General features: G+C 64.0%; 25 protein-coding genes. 11 read left to right on the top strand and 14 right to left on the bottom strand.

Annotated elements, in window-relative coordinates; genetic code table 11:
* Positions 1 to 242 precede the first annotated feature (242 nt).
* The 6 genes from FHG71_RS19305 to FHG71_RS19280 all read right to left on the bottom strand — a co-directional run bounded on the left by FHG71_RS19305 (position 243) and on the right by FHG71_RS19280 (position 6490).
* Positions 243 to 1292, bottom strand: a complete 1050-nt coding sequence (locus FHG71_RS19305) for an AbrB family transcriptional regulator (RefSeq protein WP_139083330.1) — start codon at positions 1290 to 1292, stop codon at positions 243 to 245.
* Positions 1289 to 2038, bottom strand: a complete 750-nt coding sequence (locus FHG71_RS19300; RefSeq protein ID WP_139083329.1) for an SDR family NAD(P)-dependent oxidoreductase — start codon at positions 2036 to 2038, stop codon at positions 1289 to 1291. Before FHG71_RS19300 ends, FHG71_RS19305 begins: the two co-directional genes overlap by 4 nt.
* A complete protein-coding gene (locus tag FHG71_RS19295; RefSeq protein WP_246045521.1) occupies positions 2039 to 3415 on the bottom strand; it encodes an MmgE/PrpD family protein in 1377 nt (458 codons plus the stop codon).
* 3 nt (positions 3416 to 3418) lie between these two features.
* Positions 3419 to 4933, bottom strand: a complete 1515-nt coding sequence (locus FHG71_RS19290; protein ID WP_139083328.1) for a tripartite tricarboxylate transporter permease — start codon at positions 4931 to 4933, stop codon at positions 3419 to 3421.
* 24 nt (positions 4934 to 4957) lie between these two features.
* Positions 4958 to 5449, bottom strand: coding sequence for a tripartite tricarboxylate transporter TctB family protein (locus FHG71_RS19285; protein WP_139083327.1), 492 nt, complete (start codon positions 5447 to 5449; stop codon positions 4958 to 4960).
* An 84-nt stretch (positions 5450 to 5533) separates the two neighbouring features.
* Positions 5534 to 6490, bottom strand: coding sequence for a Bug family tripartite tricarboxylate transporter substrate binding protein (locus tag FHG71_RS19280; protein WP_139083326.1), 957 nt, complete (start codon positions 6488 to 6490; stop codon positions 5534 to 5536).
* A 207-nt stretch (positions 6491 to 6697) separates the two neighbouring features.
* Between FHG71_RS19280 and FHG71_RS19275 the strand changes: the two genes are divergently transcribed.
* Positions 6698 to 8071, top strand: a complete 1374-nt coding sequence (locus FHG71_RS19275; protein ID WP_139083325.1) for an MmgE/PrpD family protein — start codon at positions 6698 to 6700, stop codon at positions 8069 to 8071.
* An 85-nt stretch (positions 8072 to 8156) separates the two neighbouring features.
* Positions 8157 to 8864: an FCD domain-containing protein gene (locus tag FHG71_RS19270; protein ID WP_139083324.1), complete on the top strand. Its 708-nt coding sequence runs from the start codon at positions 8157 to 8159 to the stop codon at positions 8862 to 8864.
* A gap of 187 nt (positions 8865 to 9051) precedes the next feature.
* Here FHG71_RS19270 and FHG71_RS19265 read toward each other — a convergent pair whose 3' ends face one another.
* The gene (locus tag FHG71_RS19265) at positions 9052 to 9738 is read right to left on the bottom strand and encodes a GntR family transcriptional regulator (protein WP_218014162.1); all 687 of its coding nucleotides are present in this window, start codon (positions 9736 to 9738) and stop codon (positions 9052 to 9054) included.
* 111 nt (positions 9739 to 9849) lie between these two features.
* On the opposite strand from FHG71_RS19265, the gene FHG71_RS19260 reads away from it, so the two are divergent.
* From FHG71_RS19260 to FHG71_RS24035, 6 genes are all read left to right on the top strand, one after another.
* The gene (locus FHG71_RS19260; protein ID WP_139083322.1) at positions 9850 to 10833 is read left to right on the top strand and encodes a Bug family tripartite tricarboxylate transporter substrate binding protein; all 984 of its coding nucleotides are present in this window, start codon (positions 9850 to 9852) and stop codon (positions 10831 to 10833) included.
* Between the two features lie 4 nt (positions 10834 to 10837).
* Positions 10838 to 11278, top strand: coding sequence for a tripartite tricarboxylate transporter TctB family protein (locus FHG71_RS19255; RefSeq protein WP_176559518.1), 441 nt, complete (start codon positions 10838 to 10840; stop codon positions 11276 to 11278).
* Position 11279: 1 nt separating this feature from the next.
* Positions 11280 to 12791, top strand: a complete 1512-nt coding sequence (locus tag FHG71_RS19250) for a tripartite tricarboxylate transporter permease (protein WP_176559517.1) — start codon at positions 11280 to 11282, stop codon at positions 12789 to 12791.
* A gap of 20 nt (positions 12792 to 12811) precedes the next feature.
* Entirely contained in the window at positions 12812 to 13723 is a 912-nt protein-coding gene (prpB, locus tag FHG71_RS19245; protein WP_139083319.1) for a methylisocitrate lyase, read from the top strand.
* A gap of 255 nt (positions 13724 to 13978) precedes the next feature.
* Positions 13979 to 15004: an AbrB family transcriptional regulator gene (locus FHG71_RS19240; protein ID WP_139083318.1), complete on the top strand. Its 1026-nt coding sequence runs from the start codon at positions 13979 to 13981 to the stop codon at positions 15002 to 15004.
* Positions 15005 to 15351: 347 nt separating this feature from the next.
* A complete protein-coding gene (locus tag FHG71_RS24035; protein WP_139083317.1) occupies positions 15352 to 15570 on the top strand; it encodes a hypothetical protein in 219 nt (72 codons plus the stop codon).
* 76 nt (positions 15571 to 15646) lie between these two features.
* Here FHG71_RS24035 and FHG71_RS19230 read toward each other — a convergent pair whose 3' ends face one another.
* Together FHG71_RS19230 and FHG71_RS19225 are read right to left on the bottom strand one after the other, a co-directional pair.
* Positions 15647 to 16033 carry a type II toxin-antitoxin system VapC family toxin gene (locus FHG71_RS19230; protein ID WP_139083316.1) on the bottom strand — a complete coding sequence of 129 codons (387 nt, stop codon included), beginning with the start codon at positions 16031 to 16033 and terminating at the stop codon, positions 15647 to 15649.
* The gene (locus FHG71_RS19225) at positions 16026 to 16274 is read right to left on the bottom strand and encodes an AbrB/MazE/SpoVT family DNA-binding domain-containing protein (RefSeq protein ID WP_176559515.1); all 249 of its coding nucleotides are present in this window, start codon (positions 16272 to 16274) and stop codon (positions 16026 to 16028) included. Before FHG71_RS19225 ends, FHG71_RS19230 begins: the two co-directional genes overlap by 8 nt.
* A 272-nt stretch (positions 16275 to 16546) precedes the next feature.
* Here FHG71_RS19225 and FHG71_RS19220 point away from each other — a divergent pair.
* A protein-coding gene (locus FHG71_RS19220) for an IS5 family transposase (RefSeq protein WP_246045520.1) occupies positions 16547 to 17400 on the top strand; the annotation gives its coding sequence in 2 pieces (ribosomal slippage) (positions 16547 to 16897 and positions 16900 to 17400; 852 coding nt in all).
* A gap of 177 nt (positions 17401 to 17577) precedes the next feature.
* Here FHG71_RS19220 and FHG71_RS19215 read toward each other — a convergent pair.
* From FHG71_RS19215 to FHG71_RS19195, 5 genes are all read right to left on the bottom strand, one after another.
* Positions 17578 to 18603, bottom strand: a complete 1026-nt coding sequence (locus FHG71_RS19215) for a sterol desaturase family protein (protein WP_139083315.1) — start codon at positions 18601 to 18603, stop codon at positions 17578 to 17580.
* Positions 18604 to 18615: 12 nt separating this feature from the next.
* Entirely contained in the window at positions 18616 to 19419 is an 804-nt protein-coding gene (locus FHG71_RS19210; protein WP_139083314.1) for a 3-methyl-2-oxobutanoate hydroxymethyltransferase, read from the bottom strand.
* A 72-nt stretch (positions 19420 to 19491) separates the two neighbouring features.
* Positions 19492 to 20475: a LacI family DNA-binding transcriptional regulator gene (locus tag FHG71_RS19205; protein ID WP_281281985.1), complete on the bottom strand. Its 984-nt coding sequence runs from the start codon at positions 20473 to 20475 to the stop codon at positions 19492 to 19494.
* Between the two features lie 537 nt (positions 20476 to 21012).
* Positions 21013 to 21645, bottom strand: coding sequence for a response regulator transcription factor (locus FHG71_RS19200; RefSeq protein ID WP_139083312.1), 633 nt, complete (start codon positions 21643 to 21645; stop codon positions 21013 to 21015).
* Positions 21646 to 21648: 3 nt separating this feature from the next.
* Positions 21649 to 23394, bottom strand: coding sequence for a sensor histidine kinase (locus FHG71_RS19195; RefSeq protein WP_139083311.1), 1746 nt, complete (start codon positions 23392 to 23394; stop codon positions 21649 to 21651).
* Between the two features lie 325 nt (positions 23395 to 23719).
* On the opposite strand from FHG71_RS19195, the gene FHG71_RS24815 reads away from it, so the two are divergent.
* A complete protein-coding gene (locus FHG71_RS24815) occupies positions 23720 to 23977 on the top strand; it encodes a helix-turn-helix transcriptional regulator (RefSeq protein WP_139083331.1) in 258 nt (85 codons plus the stop codon).
* Positions 23978 to 24605: 628 nt separating this feature from the next.
* Positions 24606 to 25327 (top strand): putative Ig domain-containing protein (locus FHG71_RS19185; RefSeq protein WP_176559512.1); only part of this gene is annotated, 722 nt, incomplete at its 3' end.

The following is a 25327-nucleotide window of genomic DNA, read 5'->3' as shown; positions in this document are numbered from 1 at the left end:
CCCGCTCCGGCCAGGCGCAGCGCGACAGTTCTACTTTGCACGGCCGGCGACGTTTTAACTTGGTGACAACACGATCTGTAGGCGCGCGCTACCCTGAGGCGCGACTTTCGAGTCTTTTCAATCCGTCAAGCATCAAGGATGCTTAATGAGACGCACCTACTCCCGCCTGAACCCCCGATGATCGCGCAAGTTTGAAAGTCGTGCCTCTAGTGGCGCTCACCGAGTCGATCATGGTCATTCATCTACGGCTCAGACATGCCCCGACAGTCTCGACCGACTAGGAACGGTGCCGCAAGATTGGTCAGGAGAGAACGAACGAACTGAAACCCGACAACCACAGCCACCTGCACATCCAGCGCCTTGGCGGAGGCCACCATTTCACCAAACCCACCCGGGCTGAGCGCAAGAGCCAGGGACAGAGGATCGAGTCCCAGAGTTAGCGCGAGGAACGGGACGCCGAGGACCAGCATGACCAAAACTAGCATTGCCGTGCTCAGGGACGCGCCGACGAGCACCCTCGGAAGCCGCGCAAACTCGGTCAGCAGCAATTGCGCGCCCAACGATCCGCCAATGAGGATCTGTGCCCCTACCAGCGGGAGCTGCGGCATGCGAGCAACCGGAAGATCCACCACGGCCAGCCCGGCCCCGACGACCATCGGCACGACGATCCATGGATTGATCATCCCGAACCGTCCGGCCAGAAGGGAGATAGCCGCGCTGAGCCCTAGACAGGCCAGGATCGAGAGCCAGCCGAGAGCGTCAGGGGCAAGCTGCCCCTCTTGCGGCAGCGCCGGCGCGGCAAAGGCCGCGAGGACAAACGGCACAATGGTCACCACGGCAAAGACACGCAAGGTGTGGGTGACGGTGACGATGTCGGATCGGGCACCCCGGTCCTGGGCAAGGCTCGCCATCTCCGCCAGCCCTGCCGGAAGCGCCGACAAGATGGCCGTTGTGCGGTCCACGCGCGCAATGACGGCGAAGGGACGCGCCGCGGCGACACCCACCAGAATGGCGAGCAACGCCGCCCCGAACATCACCGGCAAGAGGCCTGCCATCGCCGCTAGGATCTCGGCCGTCAGAACAGCCGCCGCTGACGTACCCAGGATGAGCTGGCCAGACCGGCGGGCGAGCCTGGTGTTGCGCACCGGGCCGAAGAGGTTCGTGTAGACCGCAGCGCCGGCCATGGCACCCAGGATCCAGGCCAGTGGAACGCCCCAGACGGCGAAGACGGCTCCGCCACCTCCCGCCGCAGCGAAGAGGGCGAGCAGAGACCCCCATCCCGCCGAGCTCATGGAAGGTAGGCGCCGCCGTTTACATGCAGCGTCTGACCTGTGAGATAACGTCCCTCGGGACCACAGAGATAAGCGACGGCCATGGCAACATCCTCTGGCGTGCCGCGGTGCCCCAGCAGGTTGCGGCGGCTTGCGTGGTGGGAGGGGCGGTGAGCCGAAGCCCCGCCCCGATCGGTCTCGATCAGGCCCGGGGCCACGCAGTTCACGCGGATGCCTCGCCCTGCGAGCTCGTGAGCCAAGGCCTTGGTCAGTCCCACGAGGCCCGCCTTGGCCGTGACCACATGCGCGCGATTCTCGGCTCCCGTATGTCCGGTCAGGCCACCGATGTTCACGATGGAGGCGGACGGGCTCCGGGCCAGGTGCGGCAGGGCGGCCTGCGAGACAAGGAACGGCGCATCGAGACAGATCGACATCACCTCGCGCCACTCCTCATAGGACAACGTCTCGAAGGAGGACTCTGGTCTGATGGCGGCGTTGTTCACGACCACATCAAGTCGACCGAAGACCGCCGCCGCTCGCTCCACCATGACAGAGATCGCTTCGGGCTGGGCTAGGTCGGCCGTAACAACCGCGGCCCGCCCCCCTGCTTCGCGCACGGCCGCCGCGGTCGCCCCGCCCGCGCGCTGATCCTGCCCCACATGGACCACGATGTCGTGGCCCTTGCCCGCGAGGTGGACGGCGATGGCCCGGCCGATGTTGCGCGAGGCGCCGGTGATCAACGCCACCGCGCGGTCTTGCTCAGCCATTCACGGGGTCCCCAGTTCGGCGATCAACTGGTAGTCACCCTGCATTGATCCGATGCGGTTGCAGACCTCCAGGAGACGCGCCGCCTCAGACGAGCCTCCGAACGCCACGTTGGCAGCGAATTTGGCGTCGATCTCCTCGGGCGAGAGCGGCTCGACCGCCCCGCCCCGCATATGGTCCCTCTCTGCCTCGAGGACACGTCCGTCCGAGTAGGTAATGCGCACATGGCCAGTGAAGGCCTTGGGATACGGGTTCGCCGGATCCACCTCGAAGCCGACCTTCCCCGCCACCGCGAGAAGCGCCAGGTCGGAGATGGCCTCGCCAGTGAAGTCGCCGAGGTCGGCATGCCCGCGCACGAGGCCCAGCGCCACGCCGAAGGGCACCGAGAACTTCGCCGCGTAGGCCGTGGGGGGCCGCTGCTTCAGGTCGAGCGGCTCCCAAAGGCGATGCACGATGCCCTCGGCGGTCTTGCAGGCGATCGAGGTGATGCTTTCAAGCGGGGCGCCCTGTTCGCGCAGCGAGATTGCGCAGTCGATGTAGGGCTGCACCATCGTCCCGCAGGGATAGGGTTTGAAGGTGATGAGGTCGCTCACGAACTTCTCGCCCAACCCGGCGAAGAGCTCCTCCGTTTTGGCCTCGATCGAGGGCGCGAAGGTGCGGAACGCGCCATGGGTGCCTTCGAAGACCTTACGGGGTCCTATAAAGCCGGCTTTGGCCATCGCATAGGCGCGCAGCGCCGATTGCGCCGACCAGCCGGGGTGCATCCGCTTGGTCCAGCTCCCGTCACCCAGATACTCGATGATGCCCGAAGCCATGCTGCCCGCGATGCCGAGCGCGTTGGCCGTGACCTCCTCTTCCGCTTTGCAAGCCACGCAGATGCCGAAAGTGGCCGCAAAGGTGCCGAGCACAGCCGTGGGGTGGAAGCCCGCCTTGTGGACCGCCTTGGGCAGGGTCAGCGCCAGCCGGCACAGGAGCTCCGTTCCCGCTGCCATGCCGAGCACCACCCGATCACTGGGGAGCCGGTAGGTCTCGGCGGCGGCAAGGAGGGCCGGGACAATCACCACGCCCGAATGGACGGGCCCGCCCTCGAAGGTGTCGTCGAAGTCCTCGCCATGGGCGGCGGTGCCGTTGACCAGTGCGGCTCCGGCGGCCGAGGCCCTGATCCCCTGCCCGACCACGGTGTGCCCGCCTGGCTCGATCGCACCAAGAGTGGCAGTGACATAGTCAGTTCCTCGGGCAGCGACGCAGAGGCCCACGATGTCGACAAGGATGTTGCGCATCGTCGCCCGGGTGCTGTCCGGCAGCGCCGCAGGGTCGAGTTCGCGACCCCAGCCGGCCAGGCGCTCGGAGACGGTGGACTCTGTCATTTGGTCTTTCATTCGTCAGCCCTCCGAGCCTTCCGAGAATGCGAGGCGGTTCTCCTTGCGGAGGGCCGCGATAACCCGCCGCGCCAGCGAGCCAAAGATGAACAGGGCCGAGAGGACGAGGAGCGCCAGCGAGATGCGATCGTCCACGAAGATCATGTAGTCGTCGCCCGACAGCACGAGGGAGCGGCGGAAGTTGCTTTCGACCAAGAAGCCCAGAACAAGGCCCAGCACCGTGGGCAGGAACGGGAAGCGCAGCATCCGCATAAAGAAGCCCAGCACTCCCGCTGCCAGCATCAGTCCCACGTCGAAGAGGCTGCCGTGGATCGAGTAGATACCCGACAGGATCAGCGCCAGGATGACGGCGTTGAGGTAGGGCAGCGGTCGATTCACCATCCATACGCAGAGCGGCAGCATGGCGATGCCCATGATCATCATGCCGATGATCGCCACGAAGAGACCGGCATAGAGCCCGTAGATCACGTCGCCCGCCTGCTCGAAGAGCATGGGCCCGGGCTGGAGCCCGTGGATGAGGAAGCCGCCAAGCAGGATGGCCGTCGAGTTCGAGCCGGGAATGCCGAAGGACAGCACCGGGATGATGGCCGTCTCGGCCACGGCGTTGTTGGCCGTCTCGGGCGCGGCGATGCCTTCGGGTGAGCCCTTGCCGAACTCTTCGGGGTGCTTGGACCAGCGCCGGGCCTCGTTGTAGGACATGAACGACGCGATTGTGCCCCCGGCTCCGGGCATCACGCCCTCAAAGGAGCCAATGGCGCTGCCGATGAGCTGAGAGGGGATCAGGCGCTTGGCCAGTGGCCAGTCCGGGAACTCGATGCGGGGGCGCGAGCGGATCTTGTCGACTTCGCCGCGCTTCGAGGCCTGTGCGAGCAGCTCGCTCATCGCGAACAGTCCCACCATGATCATGACGGGCTCGATCCCACCGAGGAGATCCGCGCTGCCGAAGGTGAACCGGTTCGATCCGGTCACCGGATCGGTGCCGATGGTGGCGATGATCAGGCCGAGCAAGGCCGCGATCAGGCCTTTGACGAGCGAGTCGCCCGACAGCGTGGCGATGACGCTGAGGCCCAGAATGCCCAGCGCGAAGTAGGCGGGCGGCGTGAAGGCCAGGGCGACGCTGGAGAGCGGCGCGGACAGCAGCATCAGCAGGACCAGACCCACCATGCTTCCAATGAAGCCGGAATAGAGCGAGATGCCCAGAGCGAGCCCTGCCTTACCCTGAAGGTTCATCTCGTAGCCGTCAAGGACAGTGGCCGCAGCTGCGTTCGTCCCAGGCGTGCGGATCAGAATGGCTGGGACCGAGCCTCCGTACTCCGCGCCCACATAGGTGGAGGCCAAGATCACAATCGCCGCGGCCGGGTCCATGGTGTAGGTGAACGGCAAGAGCAGCGCCATCGTGATCGACGGCGAGATGCCCGGCAGGGCGCCACCGAGGATGCCCCAGGTCACGCCGACGAAGGCCGCGATCAGGATCGATGGGTCAAGCAGAAAGGGTAGCGTCGCGAGAAGCGTTTCCATCTCAGGATTCCATTTCCAGTCGGCTCAGAGGCCGAGCCCGCGCAGGACGCCTTCCGGCATGCCCACACCCAGGAGCTTGTCGAACATCAGCCAGAGCACGACCGCGCCACCGACACCGACAGCGAGGGGTCGCCACCCAAACCGGGCACCGAGATAGATCGCCACCGCCGGGATCAGGACGGCGAGCGACAGAAGGTAGCCCAGCGTCTCGACAATCAGGAGGTAGCCCACGGCAAAGGCGAGCAGACCGGCTGCCCAGAGAATGCGGCGCCCCTGCCCCGACCAGGCATCAGCCTGCTTGGCACGTTCCGCCGGCGAGGCCCGCAGGACTGCGATGAATGCTTGCGCCAGCAGGACAAGGCCAAGGGCCAGCGTCAGCCAGCCGTAAACAAGAGGCAGGCCCTGGGGTCCGACGCTGTCGGCCAGTGAACTCGGCCGCAGTTGACTCGCGTAGAAGAGATAGAGAGCTCCGATGAGGGAGGCGGCGGCACCTCCTACCATGTCGCGCGTGATCATTGGCCAGCCTGCGTTGTCCGTCCTGATAGAAGAGGAGCCGCGGCACGATCTCGTGCCACGGCCCCGGTGAGCCACCCTAGAGCATCACTGGATGACACCGGTCTCGCGCAGGAACTGCTCGGTCTCCGCTCCGAACTCGGCGATGAAGGCCGCGTACTCGTCGTGCGGAATGAAGTCCGGGCGCAGGCTGTTGGCCTCGTAGACCGCCTGGTATTCCGGATTGGCGAGCACCTCCGGGATGGCCCGCTCCCAGGCGGCGATCACATCCTCGGGCAGGCCCTTCGGCCCGGCGAGGCCGCGGAACTTGCGTACGGCCACGTCGTAGCCAAGGCTCTGCACGGTCGGCAGGTCGGGATAGGCCTCGATTGGCTCGGCTGTCAGGGTGGCCAGTATCCGGACCTCTCCCGCCTCGATCTGGCCTGCGAGTTCCTGGATTTCGCCCACGCCGATGTCGAGCGTCCCGTTCAGGACGTTGATCATCAGGTCGCCGCCGCCCTCGTGCGTCACCACCGCCGCATCAACCCCTGTCGCGGTCTTCAGCATCTCGAGCGACTGCCGTTCGAGCGAGGCGGGGTTGGCCGCACCCCAGGTACCCCGATCGTCGCGGGCGTGCTGGATGACGTCCTCAAGCGTCTGGTACGGGCTGTCGGCGGCGGTGAAGATCACCTCGGGATCGGTGAACACGTTCACCAGCGGCTCAAGATCGTCGTAGCCGTACTCCAGCTCAGACAGGAGAGACGTGTAGATGAACGTCGGCGTGGTGGCGTAGAGCCGCGACCCGTCGGCTGGTGACTGGGCCAGATCGGCGATGGCGTTTGCGCCCGACCCGCCCGTCACGTTCTCCACAACGACGTTGGCTCCGAGCGCCGGTCCGAGGTAGCGCGCCAGTTCCCGCAGGAACACGTCGCTCCCGCCCCCGGGGCTCGAGTGGGTGACCAGCGTCACCGTGTCGACGGGATAGTCCTGGGCCTGCGCCGTCCCCGCCGCGAGAAGTGCTGCGGTCAAGCCCGCGCTGAGACCGGTGATCCGATGGTAGAGCATGTTGTTCCTCCCTCTTGCGGCAGAGGGCGCCCCAGCCTCCTCCTGGCGAGGCGTCCTGATCCGGATCCATTGCTAGCCACCCACGCCGTTCATTGTCAACAATGACAAGGCATGTTGCAGCCACAAGGCTGAGTTTGTAGACAAGTCGCAGAACTCGCCCCTCGCAGGATGCGGGGCTGGCGGGGGAACGGCGGAGTGGAGAAAGCTATGAACAAGCCCCAGACTGACCTTGGCACCGGGACGCGGGCGGTCACCCGTGAGCTGTGCGAGTGGATCGTCGGTGTCCAGGGAAGCGACATTCCCGCCGAGGTGCGCCGTGAAGGGCTACGTACCTTTGTCAACTGGATGGGCTGCGCCGTGGGCGGCGCCCGGCACGAAACCGTGGACCGCGCCCTCACGGCCATCGCGCCCTTCGCCGGCGCATCGACGTCCACCGTGATCGGCCGTCCCGAACGGCTCGACGCGCTCCACGCGGCGCTGGTCAACGGGATCTCGTCACATGTGCTCGACTATGACGATACCCACCTGAAAACCATTATCCATCCCGCGGGCCCGGTGGCCTCCGCCCTCCTCGCCCTGGCTGAGACGCGCACCGTGAGTGGCGAGGACTTCCTGACGGCTTTGATCCTTGGCGTGGAAATCGAGTGCCGGATCGGCAATGCGGTCTATCCGCATCACTACGACCGCGGTTGGCACATCACCGGGACCACCGGCGTCTTCGGCGCGGCGGCGGCGGTGGGCAAGGTGCTGGGCCTTGATCCCCTCCGGCTGTCCTGGGCTATGGGCTTGGCCGCGACGCAGTCCTCGGGCCTGCGCGAAATGTTCGGAACCATGACCAAGAGCTTCCACCCCGGCCGGGCCGCACAGAACGGCCTGTTCTCCGCACTTCTTGCCGAGGCGGGCTACGACAGCTCGGTCCGCGCGATCGAGGCGCCTCGCGGCTTTGCCCATGTGATGTCCGACAAGCAGGACTACGAGGAGATCCTGGGCGACCTCGGCACCCGCTGGGAGGCGGCGCTCAACAGCTACAAGCCTTTTGCTTGCGGCATCGTCATTCATCCGACCATCGATGGCTGCCAGCAGATCCGCGCCGAAATCGGCGACCGGGTGAACGACATTCGCTCGGTCGAGCTCAGCACCCATCCGCTTGTTCTGGAGCTCACAGGTAAGAAGACACCCCGCACCGGCCTTGAAGGCAAGTTCAGCGTCTATCATTCCGCTGCAACGGCGCTACTGCGCGGGGACGGCGCGCCGACCGCTTTCACGGACGAGGTCGTCAACCTGCCCGAGATCGTCGCCCTGCGGGACCGCGTGACCGCCACGGCCAACCCGGCCTGCCATGAGGCATCGGTGGACATCAGGATCACCTTCAACGACGGCACGACCCTCGAGAAGCATGTCGAGCGGGCTATTGGCAGCCGCGAGGTGCCGCTCACCGACGCCCAGATCAACACCAAGTTCTCGGTCCAGTCCGCGCTGGTGATCGGTGAAGAGCAGACGGCCGCGCTGCTGGCCAGGTCATGGGAAGCCGAAGGCCTGGCCGACATCGGCGAGGTGGCACGGGCCTCCATCCCCGCCTGAGTGCCAGGCCTGTCGCGGGCGCCTCGCGACAGGCCTGTTCCCTTGGCGCCCGTTCCCCCCTAGAGCCGTTCCAGCGAGGAAGCGAATGGTGTTCTCCGTGGATCAAGTGCCGGCCGGCGACAACGAAACGGACCGTTCCGGCACCTTGTCGGCCGTGCTGGAGCAGCAGATCGAGCACCTCATCCTGTCGGGCGAGCTCGGGCCGGGCGTTCGGCTAAACGAGATCCCCTTGGCCAACCGCTTCGGCACGAGCCGGGGGCCTCTACGGGAGGCGCTGCGAGGCCTTCAAGCTCGAGGTCTCGTCGTCGTAGGGGCAAACCGTGGGGTGTATGTTCGTGCGATCTCTCCTCGGGAGGCGCTGGAGATCTACGATCTGCGGGCCGCCGTATTCGGTCTCGCGGGGCGGCTCCTGACCGATCGGGTCACGGACACGATGCTGGACCGGCTTGGCGGGTTCCTCGGCGAGATGGACCGCCTCGCCACCGCGCGGGATCTTGAGGGCTACTACCACCTCAACTTGGACTTCCACGAGTTCCTCGTGACGTCGGCCGGCAACAGCCTTCTGGTTGAGCAGTACAAGAGCTTGGTGAACAAGCTGCACCTCTGCCGGACGCGGGGACTTGTGCAGGCCGGTGGCCTGTCGGTCTCGAACCGCGAGCACCGTGAGATGGTGGATGCGCTGGCGTCCGGCGACCGTTACCGGGCGCAGGAAGCCTTCTTCCGTCACGTGGAACGGGCTAAGTTGCGGTTCTGGTCAACCGTGCAGGACCAGCATGACCCTGCCCGTTCCTAACAGATAGTTTCCATGATAGGGGATGCCCGGGGGACAGGTCACTGGTCAAGTCCCCTGCGTGTCTCAGATTTCATCTGAGATGCCCAGCAAACGTTCGTTTTCTTAACAGTTCGATCAATGGCTATGTCGGGTAGGGTGCGCCAGTGTGCCCAACCCAAAACCTGTCCGAGGTCCACGTTGTGACCACTTATCGTCCCTGCGACTGCAGCAGTGCGGCGCGGGCGGCGCGGATGTGACGGCGCATCAGCAGCTCCGCCAGTTCCCCGTCTCGGTCGGCGATGGCTTGGGCGATGCGGTCATGCTCTTTCCACGCGGCGAGGCCGCGCCCTTTCTGCCCCCGATGCTGTAGTCGACAGAGCTTCAACTGAGGGTAGAACTGAACGCAGAGCAGGTCGGTCAGCACAGGGTTGCCGCAGCCGCGTGCGATGCGGACGTGGAAGTCGGTGTCGCGACTCTCCTGCATGTAGGGCCCGGTTGGATCTTCACTGAAGGCTGTGCCGTGCTCCGCGACGAGCGCGCGCAGGTCGGCAACGGCTTCCTCGCTCATGGCGGTTGCGGCAAGACGGCTTGTCATTCCCTCCAGCGCCTCGCGCACGTCCAGCAATGCAAGAAACTGCTCCAGGGTCGGCGCCACCACACGCGCGCCCTGATTTGCGGTGTGATGAACGACTCCCCGCTCCTGCAGCCGGCGGATAGCCTCGCGTACCGGAGCGCGGCTGACACCCAATTGCTCAGCGATAGCGGGCTCGCTGAGCTTGGCGCCGGGCGCGAGCTCGCCCTTCATGATGGCAGCGCTGAGCGCCTCGTAGACAAGGCCGGACTGGGATATTGGTGCGTCCTTCTTTGCTGCGTCACCATCGACAGACAATTGCAAATGTCGACACTCCTCGTTCGCCGGGTCGCAGAATGGCAAGGCTGGTGCTTGCATAGTGGCTCAACAGCACTAAGGTGTCGACACAAATAAGATCCTAGGGAGGAGACGACGATGACCCGATCCTTGCTTCTGATGGGGGCTGCCCTGCTGGCGCCGGGGCTGGCGTGGGCACAGGAATTCCAGCCAACGAACCCGGAATGCATCGCGCCGGCCGCACCGGGCGGCGGGTTCGACCTGACCTGCCGGCTGACGTCGCAGGAGTTGAACGAGCTCGGCATCGTGGAGCCAACAATCCGTACCACCAACATGCCGGGCGGCATCGGCGCGGTGGCCTATAATGAGATCCAGGCCTCGCGCCGCGACGACCCGAACGTGATCGTTGCGGTGTCCACCGGGTCGTGGGTGAACCTCGCGCAAGGCAAGTTCGGCCGTTTCTCCGAGAATGACGTGCGTTGGCTCGGCGCGGTGGGCGCAGACTACGGGGTCCTTGCGGTTCCCGCGGACAGTCGCTTCCAAACGCTCGATGATTTTGTAGCGGCACTGAAAGAGGATCCCGCCTCCGTCGCGATCGGCGCGGGCGGTACCGTTGGCAGCCAGGACTGGATGAAGGCTGCGCTGGTTGCTCAAGCGGCAGGAGCCGATCCGACGGCCATGCGTTACCTGTCTTATGAGGGTGGCGGCGAGGCGCTGGCGGCGCTACTGGGCGGCACGATCGAAGCGCTCCCGGGTGACGCGTCCGAGATGCTGGGCCAGTTGGAAGCCGGAGAGATCCGCGTGCTCGCCACCTTCTCGGACGAGAGGCTGGACGGTGCGTATGCCGATGTTCCGACCGCGAAGGAGCAGGGCTACGACGTGCAGTGGCCGATTGTGCGCGGTTTCTATGCTCCGCCCGACATCAGCGACGAGGCTTATGCCTACTGGACCAACGCTCTGACCGAACTCAACGCGAGCCCTGAATGGCAGCAAGCGCGGGCCGAACAGGGCCTCTATGAGTATAGCCTGGTCGGTGCGGAGTTCGACGCCTTTGCCAAGCAGCAGACCGCGAGTTTCCGGGAGCTTGCGGAGTCGGTCGGCTTGCCGACCACGGGGGAGTGATACCATGGCGGCGAATGCGACTTATGACCGAGCACTGGGACTGATTTTTCTGGTCCTCGGGATCGGCGCGATGTGGCACGCGCAAAGCCTGCAGGTCGCCTTCGCCGCCGATCCCATTGGCCCCAAGCCCTTCCCGACCATCGTTGGCGGCGTTCTTGCGCTCGCCGGTGCGGCACTGCTGATCCGTCCTGAGCGGATGGCTTGGCATCCGGGGTCGTGGAGCAAGGTCGCGGCCGTGGCTGTGGCCTCCATCGTCTACCCCGAGGTCCTGATCCCGATCGGCTTCGTCCCGGCAACCAGCCTCCTGTGCCTGGTCTTGGCCCGGGCGCTGGGCGGCGGCTGGGTGCAGTCCATCATAGCCTCTGCGATTACGGCAGCGGCGATCTTCGCTTTGATCGATGTTCTGCTCGGGCTGCCGCTGCCGCGCGGCCCTCTGGGGGTGTGACGTGGAGGCTCTCACGTCCCTCGCCTACGGCTTCAGCGTTGCTGCCACGCCGTTCAACCTCATGCTGGCGCTGGTCGGTGCGGCGCTCGGCACCGCCATCGGGGCGCTGCCGGGGATCGGGCCGATTAACGCCATTGTGCTTCTTCTGCCCTTCTGCTTCTCACTCAATCTGCCCCCGGAAAGCGCGCTCATCATGCTGGCCGGGCTTTACTACGGATCGGGCTACGGCGGGCGCATCTCGTCCATCCTTCTGAACATCCCTGGCGACCCTGGCCTCGCCATGACCACCATCGACGGCTACCCCCTCGCGCAGCAGGGCCGCGGCGCGGCCGCGCTGGCGATCAGTGGCATCGGCAGCTTCATCGGCGGCACGCTGACTGTGGTGCTCCTGACCTTTCTTGCTGTGCCGCTGGCGCGACTCGCTGTCAGCTTTGGCCCGTCCGAGTACGTGGCACTGATGGTGATGTCCTTCGCGCTGCTCTCGACGATGGGGGGAGGACGAATGGCCAAGACCTGGGCCGCCATCGCCGTTGGCCTCCTGCTCGCCATGGTGGGGATCGATGGCGGCTCGGGGGTTGAACGGTTTACGTTTGGCTCCCTGGAGCTCCTGGGCGGGATCGACTTCACGACCCTGACCATTGGCCTCTTTGCCGTGTCGGAGATCCTGGTCGTGGTAGAGGGTCTGCGGACGGGCAAGGTGGCAGAGTTCTCGGGTGGTGAGCGCCTGCGGACGCCCGAGGTGATCCGTTGCCTCCCAGCGATGCTGCGCTCCACAGGCATTGGTTTCTTTGCGGGCATCCTGCCGGGCACGGGCGCGGCAGTGGCCTCGGCGCTGGCCTACACCGCCGAGAAGCGCATCTCGGACCGCGGCACCTTCGGAAAGGGCGACATGCGCGGGCTCGCCGCACCTGAGACGGCGGATAACGCAGCACAGACGGCCTCTATGGTGCCGATGCTGGCGCTGGGTATCCCCGGGTCCGGCACCACGGCAGTCCTGTTGGGCGCGCTCCTGCTCTACTCGATCACGCCAGGGCCGCTGCTCTTCACGCAGCGGCCGGAGATCGCCTGGGGTCTGATCGCCTCGATGTACATCGGCAACGTCATGCTTTTGGTGCTGAACCTGCCGCTCGTCGGCCTCTTTGCCCGCCTGCTGCTGGTTCCCTACTGGATCCTGTTTCCAGCCATTCTCGCGCTGTCCTATGCCGGCGTCTACGCCGCCACCAACTCCGCCTTCGAGCTGGTCCTGACCACGATCATCGGCGTCATTGCTTATGGGATGCGCAAGCTGGAAGTCCCGCTCATTCCGCTCCTTATCGCCTTCGTGCTGGAGCGGCTTCTGGAGGACAACCTGCGTCGGGCGCTGTCGCTTTCTGACGGCAGCCCTGTCATTCTCTTCACCTCGCCCTTCGCCATCGTCTTCTGGCTGCTCGCCGCGCTGGTGGTGCTCCTGCCGCTCATTGCGCCGCGGTTCCGCGCCCGTGTCCGGGACCTGTCGGAAGGCGAAGAATCCTAAGCCAAGCCCCTAAGGACGCCATGACCTATCTCGTTGCCGCCAACCTGCCCACGACCTCCGCCGGCGCGCGCTTTCGCGCCTTGCTGGAGCGGCCGGAAATCCTTCGGATCCCGGGCGCGCACAGCGGCCTGGCCTCCATCCAGGCGAGGGACGCAGGATTTGAGGCGCTCTATATCTCGGGTGCGGCCGTCAGCGCCTCAATGGGTCTGCCCGATCTCGGCATCCTGACCATCGATGACGTGTGCTTCCACGTCCGCCAGATTGCGCGGGCCTCCAACCTCCCGATCCTCGTCGATGGCGACACAGGTTTTGGCGAGGCGCTGAATGTCATGCACATGGTCCGCAGCTTCGAGGACGCAGGGGCAGGTGCGGTGCAGTTGGAGGACCAGTTGCTGCCGAAGAAATGCGGCCATCTGAATGACAAGCAGTTGGCCCGGCCCGCTGACATGGCCGCCAAGGTCAACGCCGCCAAGCGCGCGAGCCGCGACTTGTTCATCCTTGCTCGGACTGACGCCGCAGCGAGCGAGGGGATCGAAGGCGCCGTTGCCCGGGCGAAGACATATCTGGAGGCGGGCGCTGACGGCATCTTCCCCGAGGCGCTCACGGACATCGAGATGTTCCGCGAGGTCGCCCGCCGGCTGCCAGGCGTCAAGCTGTTAGCCAACATGACAGAGTTTGGCCGCACCCCGGCGCTGACGGCAAAGGAGTTCCAGGAGCTTGGTTACGCCATGGTCATCTGGCCTGTCTCTTCGCTCCGCGTCGCGGCGAAGGCGCAGGCGGCGCTCTATGCCGAGATCCGGGAGAAGGGGACGCCCAAGGCTCTGATCCCACAAATGCAGACCCGCGCCGAGCTCTACGACACGATCCGCTATTGGGACTACGAAGCGCTGGATCGCAACATCGTGCAGACCGTGCTGCCATCCGAGTCTTGAGACGCGGGCCGGCTCTCGGCGGCTTGGGGACTCGGGGGACCTGACCTGCGCTTTGGGTGAGGGGTGTTTCCATCGTCCAGCGCCGGCCATCCGAGAGCCGAGCCATCCTGATCGCCTTCCGTCATGGCACTTGTTCTGTCGGTCCTCTTCAGGCGCTCGCAAGGATGGACAGGAACGAAGATTGGAAAGGTGCGCTTCAGGGTCCAGCTGCGCTGATCCCAAATTGCTCTCGGTGTTGGCGCTGAGTCTGAGGTCATGAAAGCTCGCTGGTTCCGCCACCTTCTGACACTTGCCGTCGCCTTGGGAGGCCTCGCGCTTGCGCTTGGGAGCGGCTTGCCGCTGCCCTACCTGTTCGGCCCGATGCTGGCCTGCCTTGCGACGGCGCTCTTGGGCCTGCCACTGCTGGCATTCGGGCCCGTCACCAGTGCCGCGCGTACGGTGCTGGGAGTGGCGATCGGAGCCTCGGTCACGCCTGCGCTATTGATGCAGCTCCCGTCCATGCTGCTCTCGCTGGCTCTTGTGCCCGTCTATGTGGTGCTAATCGGTCTGGTTGGGGTGCCGTTCTTCCGCCGGGTCTGTGGTTTCGATCTGGTCACCTCTTTCTTCGCCGCCATGCCGGGAGGCGCGACCGACATGGTGCTGTTCGGCAAGGACGCCGGCGGCGACGTCCGCACCCTGAGCCTCATTCATGCCACCCGCATGGCTGTGATCGTCACCTTGGCTCCGATACTGCTCTCGACCATCTACAGCACGCCGCTCGACCGCCCGTTGGGGGAGGCAGCGGCGGACCTGCCCATGTCCGAGATGGCGCTCATGATCTTGGCCGCCCTGATTGGCTGGCAGGCGGGTGAGAGGCTGGGTCTGTTCGGTGCTTCCATGCTCGGTCCGCTGATCGTAACACTTGCTTTGTCGCTCCTGGGGCTCATTCATGTCCGTCCCCCGCGCGAGGCGCTTCAGGCCGCACAGTTCCTGATCGGCATCGGCATCGGCGTCCATTACGTCGGCGTGACCTGGCGCGAGCTGTCGCGCACCATTGGCTTCAGCATCCTGTTCATGTTGATCCTTGCGGTCTTGGCGGGTGCAGTGGCCGAGGCGGTGGTGCTCTTGGGCTTGGCTCCGCCACTTGAGGCTTTTCTGGCCTTCACGCCCGGCGGGCAGGCCGAAATGACCATCCTCGCGATCGTCGCGGGGGCGGAGCTCGGCTTTGTTGTCCCCCACCATATTGCCCGCATCTTCCTCGTGATCTTGGGCGCGCCACTTGTCTTGAGCAGATTGAAGTGATGAAGCCACCTCAACAAAGCTTTGACTTCGGGACGGCAGCGAAGGCCGCCTGCCTGTAATGATGCAACAGTGCCTGATCGCAAATCTGGACGCGACTTGATCATGGGTCCGTCCCCGTCGACTCTGCCGGCATGCTCGATGCGACCCAGCCTTGGCTTCCCTTGCTCGACGTCGACGACGAGCCGAGAGTGGCCTCGCCCATCCTAAAGGCCAAGACTCGACGCGGCCCGACTCAGCAGGTGACCCGCCCGCGCCCTCAGCACCGAGCGGCTCGTCAGGCTTTCCTTGGTGTCGTCTCTTCTTGGGGTCTCACCGCCACAGAAACATTGCAGCTCTTGGGTGAGCCCTTGAGCGAAGAAGAGGAACGCTGGGAACGGCTGGATGGCATTCTCGGCGCACACCGCTCGCTGCGCCTGATCTCGCCCGAGCCCACGCTCTATGGCGAGCGTCTGCGGCGTCCCGAGCCGGCCTTCGGCGGCGTCTCGCTACTGGAGATCATGCTGCGAGATGGCCTGTCCGGCATTACACGGGTCAGGGCTCACCTCGTCGCCCTGATCACGCGCTAGCTCGCCTGTTTGGAACAGGCGGTGCCTGGGTTGGGACCCCGGCTGGCGGCTCGTAAAGTTCCGTGCAGCCCCTGCCCTACCGGATCACCTCGACCGCCACGCCCGCGTCCACCCTGCCCCAAGCCTGGTCAGCGGTGAGAGCGGGAGCGCCGAGGTCCAGGGCCAACGCGAGGCAAGCCCGGTCGCCCAAGGAGAGTCCGAGCGGCCGCGTCGCCTGTCGCAGATGCCCGGTGGTATAGGCCTGTCCCGCCGTGAAGGGCCGGACGTCGAGGTTGAGCCCATCTAGGACCTCCCCGACCTCCTCCACACTGAGGCCGCGCTCGCGCAGCTTGGTCACGACCTCGGCGAGGTTTACCGCTCCGATCACAGCCGAGGGCAAAGCCTCGGCCACGCGCTTGGCACCGGCTTCTCCGTTCAGCAAGCAGAGCAGAGACGAGGAGTCCAGGACCACAGCCTTACTCACGCTCGGCCTCGCGCCGGCGGTCCGCAATCAACTCGTCTGCCAAAGAGACCCCTTCGGGCACATGGCGTCGCAGAATAGCTTGGGCGTGGGCAATGGCCTTTGACAGTGAGCGGACCCGCAGCTCGCCATCAGCCACATCAACCAGTACGGTATCTCCAGTTGCGATACCGAGCTCCCGTCGCATGCTGGCCGGGATGATCAGCTTGCCGCCTTCGATGATCCTGACCCGTTGTGGCTGCATGGTAAGATGTCCCTTATCATACCTTCTGGTCCTAGCCATACCATTTCAGCGGTACCCGCCACAACCATCTGAACCGTCAAGTGTAGACTCAGAACGAGATACTTGGCTGATCGGTCCGAAGTTCGGTCAGGCAGACCCAGCATCGTTATGCAGGCTGCGCTCCCACCGGACGGAGTTGTCTCAGCGGTACTAGGTCCTGTCTGACGACCTCTGCAACGGGATGGAGCCACTGACGGTTGTCGCGATGAGTCTCACCAGGGCGGAGCTCGGCGATGCGACGGCACGAACTCACCGATGCGCAGTGGGAGCTGATTGCGGACCTGATGCCCCGACCTGGGCGGCGCGGCGGGGGTCGCTGGCGGGACCACCGGCAGGTCGTGAACGGGCTCATGTGGAAGCTCGCCACGGGTGCCCAGTGGCGAGATCTCCCCGAGCGCTATGGTCCATGGCAGACCGTCTACGAGCGTTTCAGCCGCTGGCGGCGGGAAGGGCTGTTCGACCGGCTCTTGGACCGGCTCCGGCTCAAACTGAACGCCGAGGGGCTCATCGACCTCGACCTGTGGTGCATCGACAGCACCTCGATTCGGGCCAGCCGGTCAGCGGCAGGAGCATGTAAAAAGGGGATCCCGAGGAGCCGGAGCACCATGCGCTCGGCCTCTCGCGAGGGGGGATCGGCACCAAGATCCACCTGGTGACCGATGGCGATGGCCTGCCACTCGCCTTCACGCTCACTCCGGGGCAGCGGCACGAGCTGACCGCCTTTGAGCGAACCCTGAAAGCCGTGCGCCTGCCGGGCCTGCGAGGGCGACCTCGCACCCGTCCCAAGCACCTGGCTGGCGACAAGGCCTACAGCTATCGACCGGTCTTCGCCCACCTGCGCCGGCGCCGGATCAAGGCGGTCATCCCGCCCCGCAAGGGCGGCAACATCGGCAAGGGCTGCCCGCGCATCTTCGACCCGGATCTTTATCGCAGGCGCAACGCGATCGAGCGCTGCGTGGGGTGGCTGAAGGGCTGCCGCTCCATCGCGACCCTCCACGAGAAGCTGGCCATCAACTTCGCCGCCATGGTGAAGCTCGCCTTCCTGCGTCAGTACCTCCGGGTTCTCAGGCCGCCAGAACCAACCTAGCAGTCTGGCCTCGCTGCGGCCGGTGATCAGGGGCAGTCGGGCCGTCTTTCGAGCCCGATTGGGTCCGGCAACTCAGGGTCAGAGAGCGCCGGAGCCCTGGTTGCTTGATCCTTACCCGAAGAGGGCGGGCACGCTATGCTGTGAAGCCCTAGCTTCCCGTTCGGACCACTCGGTGGCTCACTCAGCCGGAGTGGTCTTGGCCGCCTTACGGTTCATCCGCTCGACCTTCTTCTGGTAGCGGGCGTTCATCCGCTCCTCGCCTTCGGGCGAGCCGTCGTGCCAGGTGCCGAACCACTGGTCCAAGGGGACGAGGCCGTCGCCGTAGTTCACCTCGAAGAACTTGTGGTGGAGGTAATGGGCGTAGGCGTGGCTGTCGAAGGCCGCGTCCTCGGTGACCTCGATCTTGTCGAAGCCGATGTGGCCCACAACCGCGCCAAAGCCCGAGTAGTGCAGCTGGTAGATCGCCAGGATCGGGTTCGAGGGCACCACGAGGTGGATGAGCGAGGACGAGAAGTAGAGCAGGTGCTCCACCGGATGCATGGAGAGCGACGACCAGGGCGAAGGGTTCACCGAGTTGTGGTGGACCGAGTGGATCCACTTGTAGAGAGGCGCCCAGTGGATCAGCCGGTGGATGCAGAAGAAGTGCGCCTCGTGCCAGATCGGCAGGACGAGGAACAACGCGAAGAGGTAGAGCGGGTGCTCGGCGAACCCCGTCCACTGGACATAGCCGTTGGCGTAGGCCCAGAGGATCAGCACCTCGTAGGCCGTCCAGATGGGGACGCCCGTGCCAAAGCCCCGGATCATGCCGTCGAGGTTCTGGTTCGAGAACAGGAACGCCTCGTTCTTGTGCTCGGACGGGAACTTGCCGTTGTACTTGAAGCGGTTCGCCTGCGCCTTGAGGATGTAGAGCCTGAGCTCGAACGCCCCGTAGAACAGGAAGACCAGGACGCAGTTCACCAGGAACAGCTTCAGGACCCAGCCCAACGCCAAGCTTTGCATCGCCTCGGGCGCGGGCACCACGAGATACCAGTAGGCCACCGCCGAGGCGGCCCAGATCAGGTTCCAGGGCAGGAAGTAGCCGGGCAGCCACTTGAGGAAGGCGAGCGGCTTGGGCGGGAGCACGAAGACCGGCGCGATCTCAAGCCTGCCGAAGGGGGACCAGTCGCCGCGCTTGTTGCGCTTGCCGTAGGTGCTGTCGTCCATGGAAAGCCTCCGTCAGAGGGATTGAGCGAGGGACAGGAACCGGTCATAGGCGGCGTCATCCATGTCCACCTGGTGCCGGGGTTCGGGATAGGCGGCGCTGGCCACGTCGGCGGCGAAGGCTTGGAACGCCCGGACTCGCTGGACCTGGACTTCGGCCATCAGTGCCACGAAGTCGTCGTAGCGCTTGGAATGGCGGGGATAGTGGCCTTTGTGGGTCCCCAGCACGTCCGAGCTGAACAAGTATTGGGTGTCACAGGCCGAGCCGCAGCCCATGCCCATTGTGATCATCGGCGTGCCACGCCTGATGTGCTCGGCCAAGCGCACCGGGACGACTTCCACCTCGATGCAGGCCGCGCCGGCATTCTCCAGATCGCGGACCGCCCGGAGCACCTTCAGCGCCTCCTCGGGCGTGCGGCCCACGGCGCGGAAGTTCGTCCAGGTGGCCCGGTTCGGTACGAGGCCCACATGGCCCGTCACCGGAATGCCCTCGCGCGCCATGGCCTCGATGAAGAGCGGCGAGTGCGAGCAATAGACCGCGTCCGCGCCGCGCTTGAGCATCTGAAAGCCGAGTCGAACAGCCTCCTCGGGCGAGGCCACCGCCCCGTGGGGCATTCCCACCGAGACAAAGGCCGTTGGCGCGGACGCACGGATGCCCTCGAGGTGGTGGTCCGGCTCACAGGACAGGATCGAGATGCCCGCCTCGACGGCCGCCGCTGCTTCCTCGGCGTTGTCCACGTGGAGCTGGAGCCATCTGGCCCGCCCCTCTGTGCGCGCCTTCTCGCTTTGCAGATCGTAGACGGTGGTCCGTCGCGTCATTCGCCCCTCCCTGTGAGGGTCCGCATAGACGCAACCAGATCAGAAGGCGCGGCCTTTCCTGATCAGATTTGATCAGATGTTCTCAGCGGTGAGGGTGATGAAGCGGATGGGAGGGTTGGCGACTTCGCCTTCCACAAAGCCGAGCCGAGCCAGGATCAGGTCCATCGCACGCCGGGCCTGAGCCTCGGGATCTTGGTCAAGCACCACGGACATGATGCCATCGCGCAAGGCCTCAGCACTGCGCTCCGTCAGTTCATGCCCCACAAAGAACACCTCGCGCCCGCGTGGGTGGGACCGCAGGACGGCGGACAACGAGGCATTGGCCCCGCCGGCGTTGTAGAGGCCCACCAGATCCGGCCAGCGCCGCAGAGCCTCCAGGAGCAGGTCGCCGCTTCGCTGCGCCTCGTCACGGCCGAACAGGACCTGAGCGAAGGACAGGTCCAGACGCGGATGATCCCGCAGGTAGTCCGAGAAGCCTCCGACGCGGTCTCGGTGAACCGCATAGATGGGGCTGTGGCACAGGGCCACGACCGTCCCGCTGGCCCTCTGCATTTGGGACATCAGGAGCCCCGCCATGCGCCCGGCGGCCCTGTTGTCGATGCCCACAACGTCAGCGGTGACGCCTGTGGCGCGGGTCACGACCTGCACGACGGGGAGGCCGGCGGCCTGGACCTGCACAAGCGCGGCCCGGATCGAAGGGTGATCCGGCACGGATAGGATCAGCCCGGCCCGCCTGAGTTCAGGTTTGGCGAGCCGGGCCGCGATGGCGGCGGGGTCGTCCTCGGGTACGAAGGTACGGTGGACGGAAATGGACGGGTCCAGCGTCGCGGCCACCTGTCCGAAGGCCGAGGCCAGCCGCGCGAAGAAGGTCGTCTCGGGCCGGACTAGCATCACCTCGACCTGCAGAAGGCCGCGATGCTGATCGGGCAATTGGCGCGGGTATCGGAGGGCGCGAGCGGCCGCGAGCACCTTCTCGACCGTCTGCGGCCTCACACCGCCCCGGGCGTTCAGAACCCGCTCCACGGTGGCCGTTCCGACCCCGGCGAGGCTCGCGATGTCCTGAATGGTGGGCTTGGAAATCGCAGTCCTCCGATGGGGCCGATGCCGGTTCAGGCGACACGATATAAGGCTCTTCGCAGATACCTGGGAAGATGAGGGGCCGCTGCGAGCCTGTTGGCCCTACGGGTCCTGCTCGCCAGCATCTGCTCAAAGGCGCCCGCACGCGCAACGCCTTCCGATCGGGTCAGAGAACGAAAACTAGGCGCCGTGCCCTTCGCGACGGCTCGCCAGCCTGAAAGTGACCACCTCCACACGCAACTCAGGAACGTGTGGTTGGCACGGGCTGGGCTGTCAGACAGGACCTAGATGACACATATTTCGGAACTTACATCACTCGGAAAACGACCGTATTCCTGACATCATTTCCTTGGCAGATTGAGCGCGTTTGCAGCCTCAAAATCGACTTGTAGCTCCTATGAGAGCACCGATGAGGGAAACCCCCTCCGACTGTCGGGCCAACTTTCTGACGAGCCGAGATGCGAATGAGAGAAGGTCCTCGGAGGTCAGGGCTGGAGCAGCTCTGACGCCAGCTGGCTATAAAAGTGCTCGCTGCCGCGCCACGTTCACCATCTCCATCCGGTTGGTAACACCGAGCTTCTGGTAGATGGAATGAAGGTACATCTTGACCGTACCTTCGGTGATGCCAAGCGCGCGGCCGATCTCCTTGTTCCGACTTCCCGCAGCCGCGAGCCTTAGGACGTCCAGTTCTCGTTTGGTCAGGCTGCCGTTCATCCCGGTAACGGAGCCCTGGGAAGAAAAGTTGCCGTTAACGAGGCGGCGCGTGAGCTCCGGATCGAGCCACTGCTCCCCCATCTCGACGGCTTCAAGACAGCGTAGGAACTGGCGAGCCGCACTTTCCTTGAGTACCAGGCCTCCGACTCTGAAGCTCAAAGCTTCGGTCAGCTGCTCAGGGCTGAGACTTGACGTCAGGAGAACTGTCTTCTCGCTGAGGCCTCTGACCTTCAGATCACCCAACAACTCAATACCGTTCGGCCCTGGCATGTTGACGTCGAGGACAACTATGTCGGGAGTGCCGATTTCCAATGCGCGCAAAACGTCTTGACCACTCGTGCAACGAAAAGCGACATGGAATTTTGTTCCTATTAGGAGAGATGCAAGCCCCTCCAAAACGATGGGGTGATCGTCGGCAATGAGGACTGTTGTCATGGTTTAAGGAGATTGCTCCAACGGAAGCGATATGTCGATCTGAAGACCCTCAGGGCAGGAGTGCAATTGGAAGCTCCCTCCAAGAGCGCCCACCCGGTCACGGAGATTGCGCGGGCCAACTCCGAGCGTGGAACACTGCTGGGCATCGAAGGATCCGTGCCGGTCAAGCCCCTTGCCGTTATCAGTCATCCTAATTTCCAATCGGCCATCTTCGGCCGTCAGTGTTACGCTCAGCTTGGTTGCACTACCGTGGCGAACGGCATTCGCCGCTGCTTCTCGGATCATCTGTTGGACTTGAAAGGAATTGCTAGAGTCGAGATGAAGTTCTGACGGAAAGCAGCTTAGCTCAACCGGAATCCTCCACCGCTGCTCAACGCCATCGATGATCTCGTCCAGGTTCAAGCTTTTGTCAAAACTTGGCTCGGTACGCTCAGCAGTGTCATCATTCCTCAGGCGCTCGATAGTCCGGCGAAGCTCACGTTGCTCCTTGAGCAGCCACTCCTGCAGAGCTGCCATTCCCAAGCGAGTATCCGAGGGAGTCCGGCGCATCACCTCAAGGTGCATCGCCGTCGCGGAGAGGGTCTGCAGCACGCCATCATGAAGATCGCGAGCCATGCTCAGGCGCTCCTCAAAGGCAGCTGCCCGGCGCAACGCGTTAACCTCCCCCATTCGACCCAACCCACTTTCGATCTGCCGCGCAGCAAGGCTGGCGGCCATCATCTCGTCGAGTGAGAAATCGGGCCGATCGAGTACAAAAAGTCGGCCCACGAAGAGATCGGTCTGGAGTGGCACCGATAAAAGGTGCTTGGCACCCACGCGCGAGCACAGCTTTCGGAAGCTCTCTGGGGTGGGGGTTCTGTCTGCATAGCCCCCCTGTGACAGGACAAGGATCTCTGGATTGGTACACCTGCCTAGAAAGATCTGCTCGCCAGAGTCAGCGGCTAGGATGTCTTGGTCGGATGGCGGGAGGCGTTCCTGACGAATAAGCCCGTCGTCATAATAGACACATAATGCCCAAGGCTCATCACGGTCCTGAGCTACGACGATAATCCGCGAAGTAGCAAACACTTCTGCCAAAAACCGCGCGCAGCTGGAAAGATATTCCGGGAGCTGAATGAGTTCGAAAGGCTCAGGCGCCCAGCCACTCAGTCGCAGAACTTCGCTCTCTGCCCTTTGTTGGTGAAAAGCGAAGTAGGTCAGCATTGCACCAATCACCACGATGTGGGCACAGCGGATCAGTAATCTGCCAATCTCCAGTTGAGCGAGGGGAAGAAGATTCAACTGGATGATGGCTGAGATGATGACCAGGACAAGAACGGCGACAGATGTCCAGAGCGCCCCCTTCCATCCCCATCGAAAGGTGGCGCTCAGGATGGAGAAGGTGAAGAGCGGGAAGAAGGGGCTCGTGATCCCGTGTGTGGCGTAGAGAAGAAAGGCAAAGAGGCTGAGCTCCAAGACATGGACGGCAATGTCCAGGGTGGATGCGGGCAGGCCCAGATGCGTGGGCGAGAGGGTGGTCGTCAGCCGCTGCGCATAGAAGAGCGAGGCGCTCGCGACCGCGTAAAGCCCCAGCAGCGTGTAGGTGATCTGCGGCACCTGCGCGGGCTGCGCGGGGTCGAGCCACACGGCCGCCAAGACAAAGAAGGAGATGGCTAGACGGCCGCCTGCGATGACCCGCTCGGAGCGGGATCTCAGCAGCTGATCCATCATGCCGGAGGTCTGCGGCCCGCCCTTCACGATAACAGACACCCTCTTTCACCAAGGCCGGTTTCGGTCCGGCCCGCAACATCCGGCAGCCGCAGCTTAGGCCCTAACCAACGATAGGGAGGAGCCCTGTCGGCAGACAAGATTGATTGTGGCAACAATGTGAAGTTCAAAAGGGGTCAGTAAACCTGCTTGGCGCCTAGGCTTCCGAGAAATTTTGCAAAGTTTGATGCTCGATCGCCTTTAGGTGGAACTCAATCGGAGTACTTTCGTGTCTTTGGTTAAAGATCTCCGCTCCAAGGGCAGTTTCCCTCCCGTCGCGAGCAGCCCCAACCAAGATCAAGTTCTTAAGGTGCTCCCCGGCGTGCGGATGCCGCTCCTCAGCGTCAGCAATCCAGCACGACTCTCCCGGGCGGAGTTTCGGGTGTGTGTGCTCTTGAGCAAGGGGCTAAACACCTCAAGCGTCTGCTCGGAGCTATCGATCTCTATCTCCACGCTCAGAACACACCTGCGCAATATCTTCGCAAAGACGAAGGTCACCTCGATGGCAGAGCTGCTTTGCCTGCTGCCGTTAGCCTTGATGAGCAAGGCCCAAGTGTCTGAGACAACCCTCACACGACGCGGTTAAAGTCATGGATGGGGTATTCCTTGCCTTATCTGTGCCAGTGCTGAGCTGGATGGCTTGGGCTGGCCTTTGGATCGGAGAGGCCGGAAACCTAAGGCGCTCGCTGCACTGGCAGTCGGCCATCGCCGGTACTGAGCCGTCACTGCCAAGCCTCGGGCCACGTGTATTCATACAGGAAGACCAGAATACAACGGATGGTACCGAGTATGCGGCTGACGAAGTGGAGGAATCTGTCAGTGTAGAGTCCAGAAGATTAGATCCCTATCGGGATCTTCGAAGACATCTCCTGGCCGCACTGGTTGTAGTTGTGTCAGTCGCTGTCGTTGGGAGCTTGCTCGTCTTGCGCCGCCCCTAGAGCCTGCGATGACCCGCTCGGAGCGGGATCTCAGAGGTTGATCCATCATGCCGGAAATCTGCGGCCCGCTCTTCACGGCGATAGATACCCCCATTCACCAAGACCGGTCTCGGTCCGGCCCGCAACATCCGGCAACCGCAGCTCAGTCCCTACCCAACGATAGGGGGGAGCCCTGTCGGCAGACAAGATTGATTGCGGCAACAACGTGGCATTTAAGGGGCAGAAATTGGTCGTCCGACCATGGTGTCCCTTCTGAGCATGAGAGAGTAGTTATAGATGACGGTCTACACGGCTACTAGCACTGAATTTGGTGCCCTCGCTGTTGCAACGGAGTCGAATGCTGTCGACTTCGCCGTGACATTGGACGCGGTACAGAGTGGGGCCACTTACACGCTCAATCTTGAGATTAGGGATGCCGAGCCCGGAGAGAATGACTACGTCTTCCTTGTGGTAAACGGTACAAAATACCAGATCGACAAGATCATAGGTGCGGACGAGTCAACCCAATGGGAGTCTTTCATTCTCCCGCCATCGGTGACAGCAAACCTTAAGGTGGGGATTAACACCTTTCAGATTTACACCACCAACAATAAACCCGGAGATGGCCTCACAGTGTACCGAGGTAATCTAACGGTAAGCGGTACAGTGAACTCTGCCCCGGTGGCGGTGGACATCACCGACAAGGCGTTGGCCGAGGACCAGCCATTCTCCTTCCAGGTGCCCGCCTTCACAGATCCGAACGGCAACGCGCTGACCTACTCGGCGACGTTGGCTGATGGTGCTGCACTTCCCAGCTGGCTGACGTTCGACGCGACCAGCCGCACCTTCTTGGGCACCCCGCCCCAGAACTTCGATGGCGACATCGCCGTCAAGGTCACTGCCAGCGACGGTACTCTCACGGCGTTTGACACCTTCAAGCTGGACATCACCCCGGTCGACGACGCACCGCTGGCGGTGGCCGACGAGGCCGAGCTGGCCGAGGACGGCTCGGTTGCGGT

The organism is Rubellimicrobium roseum, assembly GCF_006152145.1.
GTDB classification, from domain to species: Bacteria; Pseudomonadota; Alphaproteobacteria; order Rhodobacterales; family Rhodobacteraceae; genus Rubellimicrobium; species Rubellimicrobium roseum.
The sequence above is the reverse complement of the archived record's forward strand: the minus strand, read 5'-3'. Positions and strand labels throughout refer to the sequence as shown.

Bases quoted from the DNA above. Each gene is read 5' to 3' on its own strand.
- FHG71_RS19305 (WP_139083330.1), bottom strand. From the start codon at position 1,292: ATGAGCTCGGCGGGATGGGGGTCTCTGCTCGCCCTCTTCGCTGCGGCG.
- FHG71_RS19300 (WP_139083329.1), bottom strand. From the start codon at position 2,038: ATGGCTGAGCAAGACCGCGCGGTGGCGTTGATCACCGGCGCCTCGCGC.
- FHG71_RS19295 (WP_246045521.1), bottom strand. From the start codon at position 3,415: ATGAAAGACCAAATGACAGAGTCCACCGTCTCCGAGCGCCTGGCCGGC.
- FHG71_RS19290 (WP_139083328.1), bottom strand. From the start codon at position 4,933: ATGGAAACGCTTCTCGCGACGCTACCCTTTCTGCTTGACCCATCGATC.
- FHG71_RS19285 (WP_139083327.1), bottom strand. From the start codon at position 5,449: ATGATCACGCGCGACATGGTAGGAGGTGCCGCCGCCTCCCTCATCGGA.
- FHG71_RS19280 (WP_139083326.1), bottom strand. From the start codon at position 6,490: ATGCTCTACCATCGGATCACCGGTCTCAGCGCGGGCTTGACCGCAGCA.
- FHG71_RS19275 (WP_139083325.1), top strand. From the start codon at position 6,698: ATGAACAAGCCCCAGACTGACCTTGGCACCGGGACGCGGGCGGTCACC.
- FHG71_RS19270 (WP_139083324.1), top strand. From the start codon at position 8,157: ATGGTGTTCTCCGTGGATCAAGTGCCGGCCGGCGACAACGAAACGGAC.
- FHG71_RS19260 (WP_139083322.1), top strand. From the start codon at position 9,850: ATGACCCGATCCTTGCTTCTGATGGGGGCTGCCCTGCTGGCGCCGGGG.
- FHG71_RS19255 (WP_176559518.1), top strand. From the start codon at position 10,838: ATGGCGGCGAATGCGACTTATGACCGAGCACTGGGACTGATTTTTCTG.
- prpB (WP_139083319.1), top strand. From the start codon at position 12,812: ATGACCTATCTCGTTGCCGCCAACCTGCCCACGACCTCCGCCGGCGCG.
- FHG71_RS19240 (WP_139083318.1), top strand. From the start codon at position 13,979: ATGAAAGCTCGCTGGTTCCGCCACCTTCTGACACTTGCCGTCGCCTTG.
- FHG71_RS19225 (WP_176559515.1), bottom strand. From the start codon at position 16,274: ATGCAGCCACAACGGGTCAGGATCATCGAAGGCGGCAAGCTGATCATC.
- FHG71_RS19215 (WP_139083315.1), bottom strand. From the start codon at position 18,603: ATGGACGACAGCACCTACGGCAAGCGCAACAAGCGCGGCGACTGGTCC.
- FHG71_RS19210 (WP_139083314.1), bottom strand. From the start codon at position 19,419: ATGACGCGACGGACCACCGTCTACGATCTGCAAAGCGAGAAGGCGCGC.
- FHG71_RS19200 (WP_139083312.1), bottom strand. From the start codon at position 21,645: ATGACAACAGTCCTCATTGCCGACGATCACCCCATCGTTTTGGAGGGG.
- FHG71_RS24815 (WP_139083331.1), top strand. From the start codon at position 23,720: ATGCCGCTCCTCAGCGTCAGCAATCCAGCACGACTCTCCCGGGCGGAG.